We start from the raw sequence: 15,703 nt of genomic DNA on the forward strand, positions 1-15,703 counted from the left end.
GGTCTAGGGCAACCGATCCTCGATAAGGAGGAGCACATCGCCAATGATCCGCCGCATGGCGATCCGCGCCCCGTCGGGATCGTGCAGGACGATGGCATCGCGCACCTTGGCATGCTCGACGACGTCGGCGGTGCGGCCCTTGATACGATTGGTGAAGCGGATCGAGGTGCGCAACGCGGTACTCACCACATCCCGCAACTGGATGTAGAAGGGGTTTTTCGACGCGCGGAGCACGGCGACGTGAAAAGCGATATCCGCTTCCAGCGGGTCATCCAGCCCGTTTTCCGCCGCCTGCATACGCTGCAGGCCATCGTCGATGCGCTTGACATCGTCCTCCCCCGCGACTCGCGCGGCCAGGGCGGCCGCCTCCGGCTCCACCGCCACGCGCAGCTCGTTGAACTGGCGCAGCAGGTTCACCGAAAGCTGGCGTTCCAGCATCCAGCGCAGCACGTCGGTGTCGAACAGATTCCATGAGGAGGTCGGCTGCACGGTCGTGCCCTGGCGCGGGCGGGCGCTCAGCAGACCCTTGGCGGTGAGCATCTTGACCGCTTCCCGCGTGACGGAGCGGCTGACGCCATGCTGCTTGGCAAGTTCCCCCTCGGTGGGGAAGACGACATCGTCGAACCGGCCGGTAACGATGGCGCGGCCGATGCTGTCGAGCAGGCCATAGGTCAGATTGCGGCCAAGCTGCGCTGCCGGTTCGTCCACGATGAGATGAGATGCCTCTGCCAAGACGCTGTCCTTGTCCTTACCCGCTCCGATGCCATGGCAATCCATGTTAATGCCCGCTCCAGCCCAGGCAAGGTCCTTTCATATGATAAGTCAATTCATATGATAATTCCGACAGGCATTGGACGCCCCTTTGCGCACCTCTATGGGCCGGATCGTGCCGCAGGTGAGCGCGGCACGAGCACGGCCGCCTCTCACCTGCGGTTCGGAAACGCCTTCACCAGCCTATCATATTGCTCCTTGCTGATCTCGACCATGGAGCCGTGGCGCAGTCCGGCGGGCATCTCGAAGCGGTTCCATTCCGGCACGCCCGAATTGCCCGAGACCTGGAACCAGGGGCCCGTCAGGCGCGGCGCCTTGGACAGGCCATAGCTCGTTCCCGCATATTGCTCATAGTACATCAGCCAATCCTCGCCGTTCGGCGCGCGGATGACGGTCGGCGCTTCGCGGAAATTGGGGCTGACCGGCGGTCCCGGCGGCGGATAGGGACCAAGCAGGTCCTTGGCGCAGGAGATGCGCACCGTCTTGCCGGTGGTCCAGTTGTAGCTGGGATAGCGCTCATCCTTCACGATAGCGCAATAGGCGCTGCCATCGGCCTCCGGCCGGATGAAGGTGTCGATCGTCGCCATGTCCCAGTCGAACAGGCGGCGCGGCGGCTTCGCGAAGCGCTTGAGATCGGGCGAGAGGACGTAGAGCGTGCGCTGGCTCGCCCAATAACGCTCCGGGTCTTCGGGAACGCCGGGGACGGTGGCGGTGTGCCACGTCAGCAGGAACTGTCCCGACGGCTTGTCGAAGAACAGCTTGGGCGCGCCGATCCGCTGCATGGCGTGCGGCAGGCCGGGGATGTTCGACAGGTCGGGACGATAGGTGCCATAGGGTTTCCAACCGACCAGATCGTCGGAGACCCAGAAGCGGATATAGGGGTCTTCGTCGCTCTTGTTGCCGACCAGATAATAGCGCCCGTCGCCCCCGCGCGCGATCGAGGCGTGGCCGTGATAATCCTCCGACACCGGCCTGCCGCCGTTGATCTGCTCCCAGTGCAGCCCGTCCCGGCTGACCGAATAATAGAGCACGCCATAGCGCTCCTTGGTCATGTGGGCGAAGAGATAGGCCTTGTCCGGATCGACATAGGGCGTCTCAGGCGCGCCGGGCACGACCTCGGCGCGCACCGGTTTCGACTGGGCTGCGGCGGGAATTTGCATGAATGAAAGCGTGATGGCGGCCGATGCCGCAGCAAGCGCGAAAAGCGATTTGCCCCGAGCCAATTTCCGTCTCCCTTGATTGTTCGGCGGAAGATAGACCTCTCCATCGAAATATTGTCAAGATTGATATTATAAATATGTGTTTTATGAAGAAGCAGATCGGCAGGCCCGGATCACGCGATTCGCGGCCATGCGACCGGCACGTCCGTTGCTGGAAGATTGGGGAGACGAGATGGGACTGGCGACGATCGACATCAGCGTGGTCGTGATCTACGCAATCGGCATATTCGGCCTCGCGCAATGGGTCAGCCGCGACAAGGCGGGGGCCGGGCCGAAAAATTCGACCGACTATTTCCTGGCGTCGAAGAACCTGCCCTGGTGGGCCATCGGCGCCTCGCTGATCGCGGCGAACATCTCGGCGGAGCAGATCGTCGGCATGTCCGGTTCGGGCTATGCCATCGGCCTCGCCATCGCTTCCTATGAATGGATGGCGGCGGCGACGCTGCTGATCGTCGGCAAATTCTTCCTGCCGATCTTCCTGCGCAACGAGATCTACACCATGCCGCAATTCCTGGAACGGCGCTACGGCAACGGCATCCGGACGCTGATGGCGATATTCTGGCTGGTCCTCTACGTCTTCGTGAACCTGACCAGCATCATCTGGCTCGGATCGGTCGCGGTGATGAAGGTGGCGGGCGTCAACCAGGACGTGGCGCTGGTCGCGCTCGGCGTCTTCGCCTTGCTCTACCAGCTTCGCGGCGGGCTGAAGGCGGTGGCGCTGACCGACATCGTGCAGGTGACGCTGCTGGTTCTGGGCGGCCTCGTCATCGCCGTGCTGACACTGGGGGAGATCGGCGGGGGCGCAGGCGTCATCGCCGGTTTCTCGCGCCTGGTCGAACGCGCGCCCGACCATTTCCACATGATCCTCCAGAAAGGCGACCCGCATTATATGGACCTGCCCGGCCTTTCGGTGCTGGTCGGCGGCATGTGGATCGCGAACCTCAGCTATTGGGGCTTCAACCAATATATCATCCAGCGCGCCCTGGCGGCGAAATCGGTGGACGAGGCGCAGCGCGGCATGCTGTTCGCGGCCTTCCTGAAGCTCATCATGCCGATCATCATCGTGCTGCCGGGCATCGCCGCCGTCGTCCTGGCGCCCGACCTCGCCAAGCCGGACGAAGCCTATCCGACGATGATGCGGCTGCTGCCGCCGGGCCTGCTCGGCCTCGTCTTCGCGGCGCTGGTGGCGGCGATCATCGCGTCCACCGCGTCGAAGATCAATTCGATCGCCACCATCTTCACCCTCGACGTCTGGGCAAAGTTCCGCAGGATGGAGGAACCCGGCGAAAGGCGGGAACGCCATCTGGTGCTGGTGGGCCGCGTCGCCGCCGCGATCGCGATCCTCATCGCCATCCTCACCGCCCGGCCACTGGTGGGCTCCAGCGAACAGGCGTTCCAGTTCATCCAGGAATTCACCGGCTTCTTCACGCCGGGCATCACCGTGATCTTCCTGCTCGGCCTGTTCTGGCGGCGCGCCAACGAGCCGGGCGCGATCACGGCGGCGGTGGCATCGGTGGCGCTGTCCTGGGGCTTCAAGCTCTGGGCGCCGGGCGTCCCCTTCCTCGACCGCATGGGCCTGGTCTTCCTCGCGGCGCTGGCGCTGGCGGTCGCCGTCTCCCTCGTCACCCCGGCGCGGCGCGACAAGGACAGCATAGCGACCGGCGACGTGCGCTACGCCACCTCGACCGGGTTCAATGCAGGAGCGATCGCGGTGATTCTGGTGCTCTGCGTCCTTTACGCGGTGTTCTGGTGAGCGGCGCGGCGTTCATCGCGGTCGATTGGGGCACGACCAACCGCCGCGCCTATCTGATCGAGGGCGGCGAGGTCGTCGCCACCGAGCGCGACGATATGGGCATCCTCTCGGTTCCGCCGGGCGGCTTTCCCGCCGCCGTGGCGGGGCTGCGCGAGCGCCATGGCGGGCTGCCGATGCTACTCGCGGGCATGGTCGGCTCCAACCGGGGATGGCATGATGCAGGCTATGTGCTGGCTCCTGCCTCGCTCGCGGACCTTGCGGCGCGCCTTGTCTCGCCCGAAGAGGGCGTCGCGATCGTGCCGGGCGTCTGCCGCGACGGCGACGAGCGGCAGGACGTCATGCGCGGCGAGGAAGTGCAGCTTCTGGGCGCGGTTGCGGCGGGGCTGGCCCCCGGCGACGCGCTGCTGTGCCAGCCGGGCACCCATGCCAAATGGGCGCTCATGAAGGACGGCGCGCTTGCCGACTTCATCACCGCCATGACCGGCGAGATGTTCGCGCTGCTCAAGGGTCATGCGCTGATCGGCAGCGAAATGACCGGCGAGGTCGAGGCGGATGCGGATTTCCGCAAGGGCGTCGAAGCCAGCGCCGACCGGGACCTGCTTTCCGCCCTTTTCGGCGTGCGCGCCGCGGCGGTGCTGGGCAGACGCGCGCCCGGCGCGGCGGCCGCCTATGTCAGCGGCCTGCTGATCGGCAGCGACTGCCGGGCACGGATCACGCTGCCGGGGCAGCAGGTCCATCTGCTGGCTGACGGCCTGCTTGCGCGACTTTATTCCGCCGCCATCGCCATCGCCGGAGGACAGGCTGTCGTCGTCGACAGCCACGCTTCCTTCGTCGCCGGCATCACCCGCATCTGGGACATCAAAGCATGATCGATTTTTCCGACGCCTTCTCGCAACTCCCACTGGTCGCCATCCTGCGCGGCATCCGCCCCGATGAGGTGGAGGCCGCCGCCGACGCGCTGGTCGAGGCGGGCTTCCGCCTGATAGAGGTTCCGCTCAATTCGCCCGATCCGCTGCTCAGCATCGAAAGGCTGGCGCGCCGCGTCGGGGATGCCGCCATCGTCGGCGCGGGCACGGTGCTGACCGTCGATCAGGTGGCGCAGGTGCAGGATGCGGGCGGCGCGATGGTGGTTTCGCCCAACACCGACATCGCCGTCATTGCCGAAACCGCCAAGCGCGGCATGGTCTCGCTGCCCGGCTATTTCACGCCCAGCGAAGCCTTTGCCGCGCTGGCGGCGGGCGCGAGCGGGCTCAAGCTGTTCCCGGCGGAGGCGGCGACCCCCGCCGTGGTCAAGGCGCAGCGGGCGGTGCTGCCCAAAGAGGTGCCGCTGCTGGTGGTCGGCGGCATCACCCCCACCAATATGGAACCCTGGCGTCAGGCAGGCGCGGACGGTTTCGGGCTGGGATCGGCGCTGTACCGCATAGGCGCCACCACGGAAGAGATCGCCGCCAGCGCCCGCGCCTTCGCGCAAGGCTGGGCCGGACTGGAGGGCCGCTCATGATCCGCGCCTTCGCTCCCCTGACTCTGGCTCCCCTGACTCTGGCCGCCCTGCTGGCGCTTGGCGGCTGCGCCACCGCCAGCACGCAGCAGGCCGCCCCGACGCTCGCCAATCCGCTGCTATCGAGCGGGCCTGACCCGTGGATCGTCCATCATGGCGCGACCTTCTATTTCCTCGGGACCAAGGGCGACCGCATCGCCATCCGCCAGACCGACGATCTCGCGAAACTGGCCGACGCGCCCGAGCATGTGATCTGGACCCCGCCCGCCAGCGGCCCCAATGCGATCTCGATCTGGGCGCCGGAACTGCACCGGCTCGACGGCAAATGGTATGTCTATTACACCGCCGCGGAGGCCGGGCATGATGACGACGCCCATCGCGGCGTCTTCGTGCTGGAAAATGCCAACGCCGATCCGCTGAAAGGCGAATGGATCGATCGCGGGCGCGTCAACACGCGCATGACCGGGCTGGACGGCACGGTGTTCGAGCATGGCGGCAAGCGCTATTTCGTCTATTCGGCCTATGACGGGCCGGACAGCGTGCTCGCCATCGCGCCGATGACCAATGCATGGACGCTCGGCCCCGGCGAAACGGTGATCGCGCGCCCCGACCAGCCGTTCGAGCGTCAGGGCGGGCGGCAGATATTGGAGGGCCCGGAATTTCTGCCCGGCCCCAAGGGCGACCTGTTCCTCACCTATTCGGCCAGCGCCTGCTGGTCGGACGATTATGCGCTCGGCCTGCTTCACGCCCGGCCCGGCAGCGATCCCATGAACCCGGCAAGCTGGACCAAGGCGCCGCGCCCGGTGCTGGCCAAGGCGCCGCAGAACAATGTCTATGCGACCGGCCATAACGGCTTCTTCACGACCGATGGCGGCAGGCAGACATGGATCGTCTATCACGCCAATGACGGGGCGGACCGGAAATGCACCGCCGCCCGCTCCCCCCGCGTGCAGCGCATGGAATGGAGCAGGGACGGGATGCCGATCTTCCCTGTGCCCTCGCGCGCGGGCGAGGCTGTGGCAGCCCCAAAGCCGTGAAGAAGCTGCGGATTCTCCGCCCGGATCAGTTTGCCGGGCGGAGCGCCGAAAGATCCACCGCATCCCCCATGGCGCGCAGACCCGCGTCATTGGGGTGGAGGTGGTCGCCCGGATCATAGTCGGGCCGCAGGTCGGCGGGCGAGGCCGGATCGCGCACCGCTGCGTCGAAATCGACGACATCGTCGAAAATCGCCCCGGTCCGGATCGCGGCGTTCACCGCCTGCCGCGTCCGCTCCTTGGCGGGCGACATATAGCCCGCATGAAGCGCGGGCGTCATGGTCCCGCCGATCACCCTGATCCCCAGCGCATGGGCCCGCGCCACGAACTGGCGATAGCCCTGGACGAGCTGGTCGGGCGCCGTCGCCTCCGGACCGCTGTCCTTGCCCGCGCCGATGTCGTTTATGCCCTCCAGGAAGATCACATGGGTAACGTTGGGCACGCTCGCCACGTCGCGCCAGAAGCGGTCGAGCGCGGACGTCGCCCGGCCCCGGCGCAGCACGCGGTTGCCGCTGATGCCCATGTTGACGACGCCGCAGCGCCGGGCAGAGGGCAGCGCCGCCAGACGCTCGGCCAGACGGCCCGGCCAGCCGCGGGTCTGCGGCGAAAGGCCAAGGAAGCCGTCGGTGATCGAATCCCCGAAGGCGACCACGGTGCAGGGCGCCCGCTTTGCCCGCACCGACGCGAGCGAGAGATAGGATCGCACCTTGATCGGCGTGAATAGCGGCTCGGCCCCGGCGGGCGCGAACGCCATCTCCAGCCCCAGATTGGTGCGCGCCGGCCGCGTCGGCGTCGTGAAGGTGACGCTGACGATCACGTCCTGCCCGACACGGAACGGCGCGGCCAGCGGATCGCTGACGACCGTATGTCCTTCGGGCAGCGCGATCCCCGACTGGCCTGAGAAAGTGAGCGGACGGAGCGGATTGGCGCCGATCTCCGTGCCGGTGGCGGCCGAAGGATCGGCAATGCCGACCGTCGCGATCGCCAGCGGCCTGTCCCCTTCCGCATTGCTGAAACTGAGCTGCAAGGCGTCGCCGGCCTGCGTCAGCCTTACCCGGTACCGATAGGTGCCGGGCGGCTGTTCGGGCTCGCGGGCATCGCTGTCGGCCGGAGCATAGCCCCATGCCCCTGCCCACACCGACGCGGCATGGGCGGGAACGGACAGCGCAAGACCGCAGAGAGCGGTCAATAGCGGGACGGTGCGCATGCAGCTCTCTCCTCGAACCGGCTGACCGGCTTATTTCTTCGCGGGCACCACGCCCTTGGGCGCCTTGGCCAGCGAACGTATCAGGTCGGTTTCGGCCTGGCGATAGGGCGTGCCGTCGTTGCGGAAGACCTCATGGAACCAGATGGTCGGCTCATCCTGCGTATAGGGTTTTTTCCAGCTATCCCAGGGCAGGCGGGTCTGCGTCCTGCCGTCGACGAAGCCCCAGTTCATCATCGCCACATTCTCGCGCTTGCCGATCGGCAGCGATCCGTCGAAGGTCGAGCCATTGCCCCGCGCCATATATTCGGTGCACAGGATCGGGCGGCCATAGACCTTGAGCTGGTTCACGCGGTCCTGGAATTTCTCCGGCCAGTTATAGTCGTGGAAGGAGATCACGTCCGACTGGCTGAGTTGCAGCTTCTCCATCGGCGTCAGCGCGCTTTCGGTCTTCCAGTCGTCATGCTGCCACACGCCCGAGGTGAGCGGCTGCGTCGGGTCCACGTCGCGCGCCCAGCCATAGACTTTGGTGAGCAGGGCCAGGACCAGGGGCTGCTTGCCTTCCTGGCCCTTATACTGGTCGGCGCCATTGTCGGGCTCGTTCCACAGATCCCAGCCAAGCACGCGGTCGTCCTTGGCGAAGGCGCCGACGACGCCCTGCACATAGGCCTTCAGGCGCGGTTCCTGCGCGGGGTCGCGCAGCGCGGGCAGGCCCGGGCTCTGGACCCAGCCGGAATTATGGACGCCGGGGATGGGCGGGCGCTGCGGCCCCAGCACCGGATTGGGGTCCCAGCAACTGTCGAACAGCACGAACAGCGGCTTGATCCTGTGCTTCGCCGCGATCGTCAGAAACTGGTCGATGCGCTTCCTGAAACCCTCGGCATCCTGCTGCCAGAGCTGATCGTGCAGGAACACGCGCATCGTGTTCATGCCGATGCCCTCCGCAAGGCCCAGTTCGTGATCGATGCGCGCCGGGTCCCATGTCTCCGCCTGCCACATCTCAAGCTGGTTGATGGCGTTGGCGGGCGCATAGTTGGAACCGACCAGCCAGGGCTGCTTGGCATACCACGCCTTGGCTTCCACAGGCGTCCATTGCGGGCGCGCATCGGCGGGCATGGCGGTCAGCGCGGCGACGGAGGCCAGCAGGCAGGTGGTGAGAGCTTTCACGAACAGTCCCCTCTATTGTGCGACGAAGAATTTGTAGGTCATGACATTCCGGTAGGTCTTGCCCGGATCGAGGCGGACCGACGGGAATTGCGGCTGGTTCGGGCTATCCGGGAAAAGCTGCGGCTCGAACACCAGCGAGTCGCCCTCGCGGTAGATCTGCCCGCCCTTGCCGACGATCGTGCCGTCCATGAAATTGCCCGAATAAAATTGCAGGCCCGGCTGGTTCGACCAGAGTTCGAAGCCGCGGCCGGACGCCGGTTCGGTGACGCGGGCCATCAGATGCTGGTCTTTGGTGACGGCGTTTCCGACCACCCAATTATGGTCATAACCGCGCCCGTAGCGGATCTGCTCGTCGCCGCCTTCGCGCACGCGCGCGCCGACCGGGGTGGGCTGGCGGAAATCGAACACGGTGCCCGCGACGCTGCGGTGCTGGCCAAGCGGAATGGAGGTCGCGTCGGTGGGCGTGAAGCGATCCGCCGGAATGGTCAGCACATGGTCCATCGCCGTGCGGCCCGGCCCTGCGAGGTTCCAATAGGCATGATTGGAGATATTCACCACGGTCGGCTTGTCCGTGGTCGCGGTATAGCTGATCGTCAGATTGCCCTGCTCATCCAGCGCATAGGTCGCGTCGGTGGTCAGCGTGCCGGGATAGCCCTGATCGCCGTCGGGGCTGACATAACGCATGGTGACGCTGGCCGATCCGCCGGATTTCCGGCCCTGCTTCACCTCGCGGATGGTCCAGACGACCTTGTCGAAGCCCTTCGTCCCGCCATGCAACGAATTGGGACCGTTGTTGACGGGCACTGCATAGGCCTTGCCGTCGAGGCTGAATCGGCCCTTGGCGATGCGGTTGGCGACCCGGCCCACCGTCGCGCCGAAGAACTGGCCGTCCTTCGCATAGCCTTCCAGGCTGTCATAGCCGACCGCGATGTCCACGGCCTTGCCGTCGCGGCCCGGCATCATCACCGACTGGATCGACGCGCCCAGCGTCATCACGCGCACCGACATGCCCTTGGCGTTGGTGAGCGTCACCGCCTCCACCGCCGTGCCGTCCGGCATCCGGCCGAAGGTCTCGCGCCGGGCCTCGGCCGCCAAAGCGGAAGTCGACACCGCGCCCAGCAGGGCGACGGCGGTCATGGTCCTCAGCATCGTCTCTCCTCTCGAAACTTCAGTCTTGATACAGGAACGGGGCCAGCCCGCGGCAACCCGGATCGATCTCGAACAGCGCGCCGCCCTGCGCTTCCTCGACGCCATCGGCGGCGCTCGTGACATAGATCCGGTCGAGGTCCGGGCCGCCGAACACGCAATTGCTGATCTGGCTCGCGGGCAGCGCGATGCGACGGACCGGCGTGCCGTCCGGCGCGAAGCGGGTGACGCAGGAGGCGCCCCAGCACGCGACCCAGAGATACCCTTCGGCATCGAAGGTCATCCCGTCCGGCGCGCCCCAGCCCGCCTCGAAGCTGATGAACGGTTCGCGCTTGCCAAGCAGGCCATCCTCCAGCGGATAGCGGAAGATCACGCCCATCGCGCTGTCCGTATGCAGCAGGAAGCGCCCTTCGGGATCGATCGCGGGACCGTTGGGAATCGTATAGGGCGCGGCGTCGGCGCGAGTGAACGAACCCTTCGCGAAGCGGTGGAAAGCCCCTGTCGGCCCATCGCAGGCGAAGGGCATGGTGCCCAGCCAAAGGCGGCCCTGCGCATCGGCGGCGGCGTCGTTGACGCGATTGGCCTCCGGCTCGCCGGGGATCGTCGCCAGCGTCTCGCAGGAAAAGGGATCGAGCGACACGCTGGCGACCGAACGGCCGATCCCGGCCACGAAGCCGCCGCTGGCCCGCCCGATGATCCAGCCGACGACGTCCGGCGCTTCCCAGCTCTCGACCTGCCCCGTGGCCGGCGTCAGGCGGTTGATCCGCTTGCCCAATATATCCGTCCACAGCAGCGCGCCGTCGCGGACCGACCAGAACAGCCCCTCGCCCAGAATATCCACGCGGTCGCGGGCGATGACGCGCACGGGGTCCATCAGTGGCTGTCCCTCGGCAATCCGCGCGTCTGGGCGATGCGCTGATATTTTTCGGAACCTTCCAGGATCGCGCCGGTCGCGAACTGGCCCACCAGGCTGCGCTGGATTTCCTGCCAGGGCGTCTGCGATTCGGGCGTGACGGCGCGTTCGATCTCCGCAAGTTCCTCCCGCCGGCGGGCGATCTCCGCATCATCGACCAGCATGTCCGCGCTGCGGTTCTTGAGGTCGATGCGCACCCGATCCCCCGTGCGCAGCAGCGCGAGGCCCCCGCCCACCGCCGCCTCCGGCGAGGCGTTGAGGATGGAGGGGCTGCCCGACGTGCCGGACTGCCGCCCGTCGCCGATGCAGGGCAAGGCGTGGATTCCGGCGCGGATCAGCGCTGTGGGCGGGCGCATGTTCACCACTTCGGCGCCGCCCGGATAGCCGACCGGCCCTGCGCCGCGAATGACGAGGATGCAATTTTCGTCGATGCCAAGGTCCGGGTCGTCGATGCGCCGGTGATAATCCTCCGGCCCGTCGAACACGACGACGCGGCCTTCGAACCTGTCGGGATGCTCGGGATCGGAGAGATAGCGGCTGCGGAACTCCTCGGAGATCACCGACAGCTTCATCACGGCGCCCTCGAACAGATTGCCGCTGAGCACGGTCAGCCCGGCCGCCTGCTTCAGCGGGCGCCCGAACGGCCGGATCACATCCTCGTCATGGATTTTCGCGCCCGCCAGATTCTCCGCGACGGTGAGGCCATTGGCGGTCAGAGCATCGCCGTCGATCAGGCCCGCCTTGAACAATTCGCCCATCACGGCTGGCACGCCGCCCGCCCGGTAATAATCCTCGCCCAGATATTCGCCGGCAGGCTGGAGATTGACCAGCAGCGGCACGTCCGCCCCCTGCTCCTCCCAATCCTCCAGCGTCAGTTCGACGCCGACATGGCGGGCGATGGCGTTGAGGTGGATCGGCGCGTTGGTCGACCCGCCAATGGCCGAATTCACCCGGATCGCATTGAGGAAAGCCGGGCGGGTGAGGATGTCGGAGGGCTTGCGGTCGGCCTTCACCATCTCGACAATGGCGCGTCCCGTCTCCCAGGCGCATTCCTGCCGGTCGCGATAGGGCGCGGGGATCGCCGCCGATCCGGGCAGCGACATGCCCAGCGCTTCGGCCAGCGAGTTCATCGTCGTCGCCGTGCCCATGGTGTTGCAATAGCCGGTCGATGGCGAACCCGATGCGACCAGCTTCAGGAAGCCCTGATAGTCCAGCTCCCCCTTCGCCAGCATCTCGCGCGCTTTCCAGATGATGGTGCCCGCGCCGGTGCGCTTCCCCTCATGCCAGCCGTTGAGCATCGGACCGACCGACAGCGCGATCGCGGGAATGTTCACCGTCGCCGCCGCCATCAGCGCGGAGGGCGTGGTCTTGTCGCAACCGATGGTCAGCACCACGCCGTCCAGCGGATAGCCGTAGAGCAGCTCGACCAGGCTGATATAGGCCAGGTTGCGGTCAAGGCCCGCCGTCGGCCGCTTGCCGGTTTCCTGCAACGGATGGCTCGGAAATTCGATCGGGATGCCGCCCGCGTCCCGGATGCCCGCCTTGATCCGCTCGGCAAGGACCAGATGATGGCGGTTGCACGGCACCAGATCGCTGCCCGACTGGGCGATGCCGATGATCGGTCGGCCCGACTGCATCTCCTCGATCGAGAGGCCGTAGTTCAGATAGCGCTCCAGATAGAGCGCCGTCATGTCAGGATGGCTGGGATCATCGAACCATGCGCGGGAGCGCAGCTTCAGGGCCGGTTCGATCTTGCCCTCATCAGCAGAAGAAATGTTCGCCTCCCATCCATTTTACCCGATTCGGCCGCTCGCCACGCAAAGCAGCATCTCTCGGGAATGTTAAGGATGCCGCTACCATCGGCTTTTCATACAGGCAACCTATTTATCCTACAAATATGTCTTGTCCGATCAGACCGCGAGGGTTATGAGCCCCACCAAGGCCCAACACAGGGCCGAGCTGCTGTTCGAAGGGGAGGACCATGAACCGTATCGCCCGCTCACTTATCTGGACGTCTTCCGCACTGGCGATCTTCGCCGGCATACCGGCCCATGCGCAGGACGCGGCCGCGCCGGCCGACGATAGCGCCGACATCATCGTCACCGGCCAACGCGCCAGCCTTGAAGCCGCGCGCAATGTGAAGAGGAATTCCGACCTCGTCGTCGACTCGATCGTGGCGGAGGACATCGGCAAGCTGCCCGACACCTCGGTCGCCTCCGCGCTTCAGCGCATCGCGGGCGTGCAGGTGCAGAACGGCTTCAACAACGAAATCCAGAATCCGATCATTCGCGGCATCGGGGACATATTGACCACGCTGGACGGGCGGGAGATCTTCACCGGCGTCGGCCGTGGCTTCTCGTTCCAGGACCTGCCCGCCGAAGCGATCGGCGGCATCGACGTCTACAAGTCGAACTCAGCCAATCTGATCGAAGGCGGCGTCGCGGGCGTCATCGACATGAAGCTGCAGAAGCCCTTCAATTTCAGCAAGGGCTTCACGGTCGCCGCCAACGGCCGCGTCTATCGCGGCGACATTTCCGGCGAGACCAGCTATACCGGCGGTCTTCTCGTCTCGAACCGCTGGGATGCGGGCGACGGCGAAATGGGCCTGCTGGTCGATGTTTCCTATGGGCGCAACAATTTCAGCCGCCCGATCTCCTCCAACTGCGATCCGCGGTCGAGCAACCATGGCCCGGCGGGCGCCGCGAACATCGTCCTGCCCACCTGCGTCGGCGGCCTGACCGATACCGGCCACAACACCCGCCCGCAGGTCAACGCCGCCTTCCAGTGGCAGATCACGCCGGAACTGCAATTCTATCTCGATGGCCTCTACACCGGCTATCGCTCGACCTTCGCGACGAACTTCATCTTCTCGGACCTGTTTGCGGGCAGTTCGATCACCAATGCGGTCGCAGGCAATGACTGCTTTTCCGGGCTGGTCGATTCCGGAGGCTTTCCGACGACCGATGCAGAAAACCCCAATAACAGGATCGAAAATCTTTGCATTGGCAAGTCGGCCACCTTCAACGGCGTGGACGTGCTCACCAGCACCCAGGCGAAGAAGCAGCGCACCGACCAATATGTGTTCGGCGGCGGTCTCAAATGGGACAGCGACACGGTGCATCTCGTCTTCGACGGCAGCTACATCCAGTCGAAGAACGCGAACCGCACGATCATCGTCGACACCGCCAAGCATGGCGCGTCGGTGGACATCATCGTCAATGACGGCGGCCACGGCACCACCGTCATGCAGGGCGATCCGCTCGGCAATCCCGACGGCTTCGTCTTCGCGAACTCGCTGTTCCAGGATCTGAGCAAATCGAACAGCCGCCAATATGCGTTCAAGCTCGACTCGGCCTTCGACATCGAAAGCAATTTCCTGCGCCAGTTCCAGGTCGGCCTGCGCTATTCCGACCGCACCGGAACGTTCCGCGCGGTTGCGGGCGGTCCGAACTTCCCTGGGGCGAACCGCGCCACGCTGGTCTCCTCGGTGGGCCTGCCGTCGGACTTCATGGTGCTTTCACCGGACTCGATCCCGTACATCAACAACGGGGCCCACTGGTACACGCCGAACCCGGACTATCTGCTCAGCAACACGGATGACCTGCGTGCACTCTATGGCGCCCCCGCCGGCGATCCCGCCTGGGATCCGACGCGCAACTATGAAGCGGCCGAGAAGACCTGGGCGGCCTACATTCAGGGCAAGTATCAGATCGACCTCGGCGGGTCCTCGTTGATCGACGGCCTGGTCGGCGTTCGCCTGGTCGACACCAAGCGCACGCTGGACGGCACCTCGCGCGTGATCGGCGCAGGTCCGAACAATACCGACCTGTTCAATCCGATCAGCCGGGGCACCCGTGACTTCTACGCGCTTCCGAACGCCAGCATCCGCTTCCGCGCCACGCCGAACCTGCAGTTCCGCGCGAGCTACGCCAAGACCGTCGCGCGGCCGACCTTTGGCGACCTCAACCCCGGCCTGTCGCTGGCGGCTCCCGGTGGCAACCCGAACGTCAGGCTGGCCGGTTCGGGCGGCAACCCGGACCTCAAGGCGCAGATGTCCGACAATTTCGACGTCACCGCCGAATATTATTTCGGCCGGTCAAGCTATGTCTCGGTCGCCGGCTATTACCGCAAGCTGAAGGATCGCGTTGCGCCCTCCAACTCGGTGCAGGTCATCAACGGCCAGACCTACCTGATCACCCAGCCGCGCAACCTCGGGTCCTCCAAGCTCAAGGGCATCGAAGTCGCGGGCCAGGCCTTCTTCGACTTCCTGCCGGAAGGTTTCGATGGCCTGGGCGTGATGGGCACCTTCACCCTCGCTGACAGCGAGGTGACGACCCCCGGCGATCCGCTGGAAGGCAAGGAACTGCTCGGCGTCTCCAAATATAGCTACACCGCCGGTGCGCTCTACGAGAAGTACGGCATCACCGCGCGCGTCGTCTATACTTGGCGCTCGGGTTACAACGAGTCGCTGTTCGGCGCCGGCACCCTTACCAGCCCGGATTACGACAGCCAGTTCAACAAGGTCAAATCCAATGGCCGCCTCGACTTTTCGGTCGGCTATGACGTGACGCCGAACATCACCGTGACGGTGGACGGCGTGAACGTGAACGGCGGCAAATATTACAGCTATTTCGACTCGCCGGCCTTCCCGCACGACATCCGCATCGATGACAAGTTCTACGGTGCGAGCGTCCGCGTGAAATATTGACGCCTCCCTTCCGGGGGCGGGGCGGACTGCACGCCGCCCTACACCTCCAATGCCCCCGGTGGATCGGGCGGGACGGCGATGGCCGTTCCGCCCTTTTTTTTCCAGATCATGCGCCGCAACTTCACCGTCCACCTTTGCCGTGGAATTCGCCGATCGATAGTCAGGTAGGACCTCCGTCCCTGCCTTGCGTGATGCCGACCGCCGCGCACCGTCCATAAACGAAGGCTTCCCAAAGTATCGCCGTTGATTTTGAGGCACATCAAGACGCGCTGGCGATCATTGGGCTACA

12 protein-coding genes are annotated in these 15,703 nt (G+C 65.6%); 5 read left to right on the plus strand and 7 right to left on the minus strand.

All coding sequences use genetic code 11. From position 1 onward, the window contains the following. Nucleotides 1–3: 3 nt before the first annotated feature. On the minus strand, nucleotides 4–732 hold the full coding sequence (locus EWH10_RS16525; protein ID WP_226870331.1) for a FadR/GntR family transcriptional regulator: 729 nt from the start codon (nucleotides 730–732) through the stop codon (nucleotides 4–6). A 191-nt stretch (nucleotides 733–923) separates the two neighbouring features. Further along, nucleotides 924–1,931 (minus strand): family 43 glycosylhydrolase, encoded by a 1,008-nt coding sequence (locus tag EWH10_RS16530; RefSeq protein ID WP_065846640.1) that lies wholly within the window; start codon nucleotides 1,929–1,931, stop codon nucleotides 924–926. 232 nt (nucleotides 1,932–2,163) lie between these two features. Between EWH10_RS16530 and EWH10_RS16535 the strand changes: the two genes are divergently transcribed. Genes EWH10_RS16535 through EWH10_RS16550 form a run of 4 tightly spaced genes read left to right on the plus strand, consistent with a single transcriptional unit; the run spans nucleotide 2,164 to nucleotide 6,279 of the window. Beyond that, nucleotides 2,164–3,744, plus strand: a complete 1,581-nt coding sequence (locus tag EWH10_RS16535; RefSeq protein ID WP_044662939.1) for a sodium:solute symporter family transporter — start codon at nucleotides 2,164–2,166, stop codon at nucleotides 3,742–3,744. Then, a complete protein-coding gene (locus EWH10_RS16540) occupies nucleotides 3,741–4,613 on the plus strand; it encodes a 2-dehydro-3-deoxygalactonokinase (protein WP_229742679.1) in 873 nt (290 codons plus the stop codon). Before EWH10_RS16535 ends, EWH10_RS16540 begins: the two co-directional genes overlap by 4 nt. After that, the gene (locus EWH10_RS16545; RefSeq protein WP_044660966.1) at nucleotides 4,610–5,245 is read left to right on the plus strand and encodes a 2-dehydro-3-deoxy-6-phosphogalactonate aldolase; all 636 of its coding nucleotides are present in this window, start codon (nucleotides 4,610–4,612) and stop codon (nucleotides 5,243–5,245) included. Before EWH10_RS16540 ends, EWH10_RS16545 begins: the two co-directional genes overlap by 4 nt. Then, nucleotides 5,242–6,279, plus strand: coding sequence for a glycoside hydrolase family 43 protein (locus EWH10_RS16550; RefSeq protein ID WP_065846595.1), 1,038 nt, complete (start codon nucleotides 5,242–5,244; stop codon nucleotides 6,277–6,279). The genes EWH10_RS16545 and EWH10_RS16550 overlap by 4 nt, the downstream gene beginning before the upstream one ends. Before the next feature lie 25 nt (nucleotides 6,280–6,304). Here the strand turns inward: EWH10_RS16550 and EWH10_RS16555 are convergent, their stop codons facing one another. From EWH10_RS16555 to EWH10_RS16575, 5 genes are all read right to left on the minus strand, one after another. Then, nucleotides 6,305–7,483: an SGNH/GDSL hydrolase family protein gene (locus EWH10_RS16555; protein WP_065846594.1), complete on the minus strand. Its 1,179-nt coding sequence runs from the start codon at nucleotides 7,481–7,483 to the stop codon at nucleotides 6,305–6,307. Between the two features lie 30 nt (nucleotides 7,484–7,513). Then, complete coding sequence (locus EWH10_RS16560) at nucleotides 7,514–8,596, minus strand: cellulase family glycosylhydrolase (RefSeq protein ID WP_065846637.1); 1,083 nt, start codon at nucleotides 8,594–8,596, stop codon at nucleotides 7,514–7,516. Between the two features lie 63 nt (nucleotides 8,597–8,659). Beyond that, nucleotides 8,660–9,796 carry an aldose epimerase family protein gene (locus tag EWH10_RS16565; RefSeq protein WP_065846593.1) on the minus strand — a complete coding sequence of 379 codons (1,137 nt, stop codon included), beginning with the start codon at nucleotides 9,794–9,796 and terminating at the stop codon, nucleotides 8,660–8,662. Between the two features lie 19 nt (nucleotides 9,797–9,815). After that, nucleotides 9,816–10,667, minus strand: a complete 852-nt coding sequence (locus EWH10_RS16570) for an SMP-30/gluconolactonase/LRE family protein (RefSeq protein WP_065846592.1) — start codon at nucleotides 10,665–10,667, stop codon at nucleotides 9,816–9,818. Next, nucleotides 10,667–12,457, minus strand: coding sequence for an IlvD/Edd family dehydratase (locus tag EWH10_RS16575; RefSeq protein WP_065846591.1), 1,791 nt, complete (start codon nucleotides 12,455–12,457; stop codon nucleotides 10,667–10,669). The genes EWH10_RS16570 and EWH10_RS16575 overlap by 1 nt, the downstream gene beginning before the upstream one ends. Nucleotides 12,458–12,687: 230 nt before the next feature. Between EWH10_RS16575 and EWH10_RS16580 the strand changes: the two genes are divergently transcribed. Continuing rightward, nucleotides 12,688–15,414, plus strand: a complete 2,727-nt coding sequence (locus EWH10_RS16580; RefSeq protein ID WP_130030084.1) for a TonB-dependent receptor — start codon at nucleotides 12,688–12,690, stop codon at nucleotides 15,412–15,414. Nucleotides 15,415–15,703: the final 289 nt, after the last annotated feature.

It is taken from the genome of Sphingobium fuliginis, assembly GCF_004152845.1.
Lineage (GTDB): Bacteria > Pseudomonadota > Alphaproteobacteria > Sphingomonadales > Sphingomonadaceae > Sphingobium > Sphingobium fuliginis.

What these genes read in the sequence shown, in the direction of transcription:
- EWH10_RS16560 (WP_065846637.1), bottom strand. Translation starts at nt 8,596, where the DNA reads ATGCCCGCCGATGCGCGCCCGCAATGGACGCCTGTGGAAGCCAAGGCG.
- EWH10_RS16530 (WP_065846640.1), bottom strand. Translation starts at nt 1,931, where the DNA reads ATGCAAATTCCCGCCGCAGCCCAGTCGAAACCGGTGCGCGCCGAGGTC.
- EWH10_RS16535 (WP_044662939.1), top strand. Translation starts at nt 2,164, where the DNA reads ATGGGACTGGCGACGATCGACATCAGCGTGGTCGTGATCTACGCAATC.
- EWH10_RS16555 (WP_065846594.1), bottom strand. Translation starts at nt 7,483, where the DNA reads ATGCGCACCGTCCCGCTATTGACCGCTCTCTGCGGTCTTGCGCTGTCC.
- EWH10_RS16580 (WP_130030084.1), top strand. Translation starts at nt 12,688, where the DNA reads ATGAACCGTATCGCCCGCTCACTTATCTGGACGTCTTCCGCACTGGCG.
- EWH10_RS16545 (WP_044660966.1), top strand. Translation starts at nt 4,610, where the DNA reads ATGATCGATTTTTCCGACGCCTTCTCGCAACTCCCACTGGTCGCCATC.
- EWH10_RS16570 (WP_065846592.1), bottom strand. Translation starts at nt 10,667, where the DNA reads ATGGACCCCGTGCGCGTCATCGCCCGCGACCGCGTGGATATTCTGGGC.
- EWH10_RS16550 (WP_065846595.1), top strand. Translation starts at nt 5,242, where the DNA reads ATGATCCGCGCCTTCGCTCCCCTGACTCTGGCTCCCCTGACTCTGGCC.
- EWH10_RS16565 (WP_065846593.1), bottom strand. Translation starts at nt 9,796, where the DNA reads ATGCTGAGGACCATGACCGCCGTCGCCCTGCTGGGCGCGGTGTCGACT.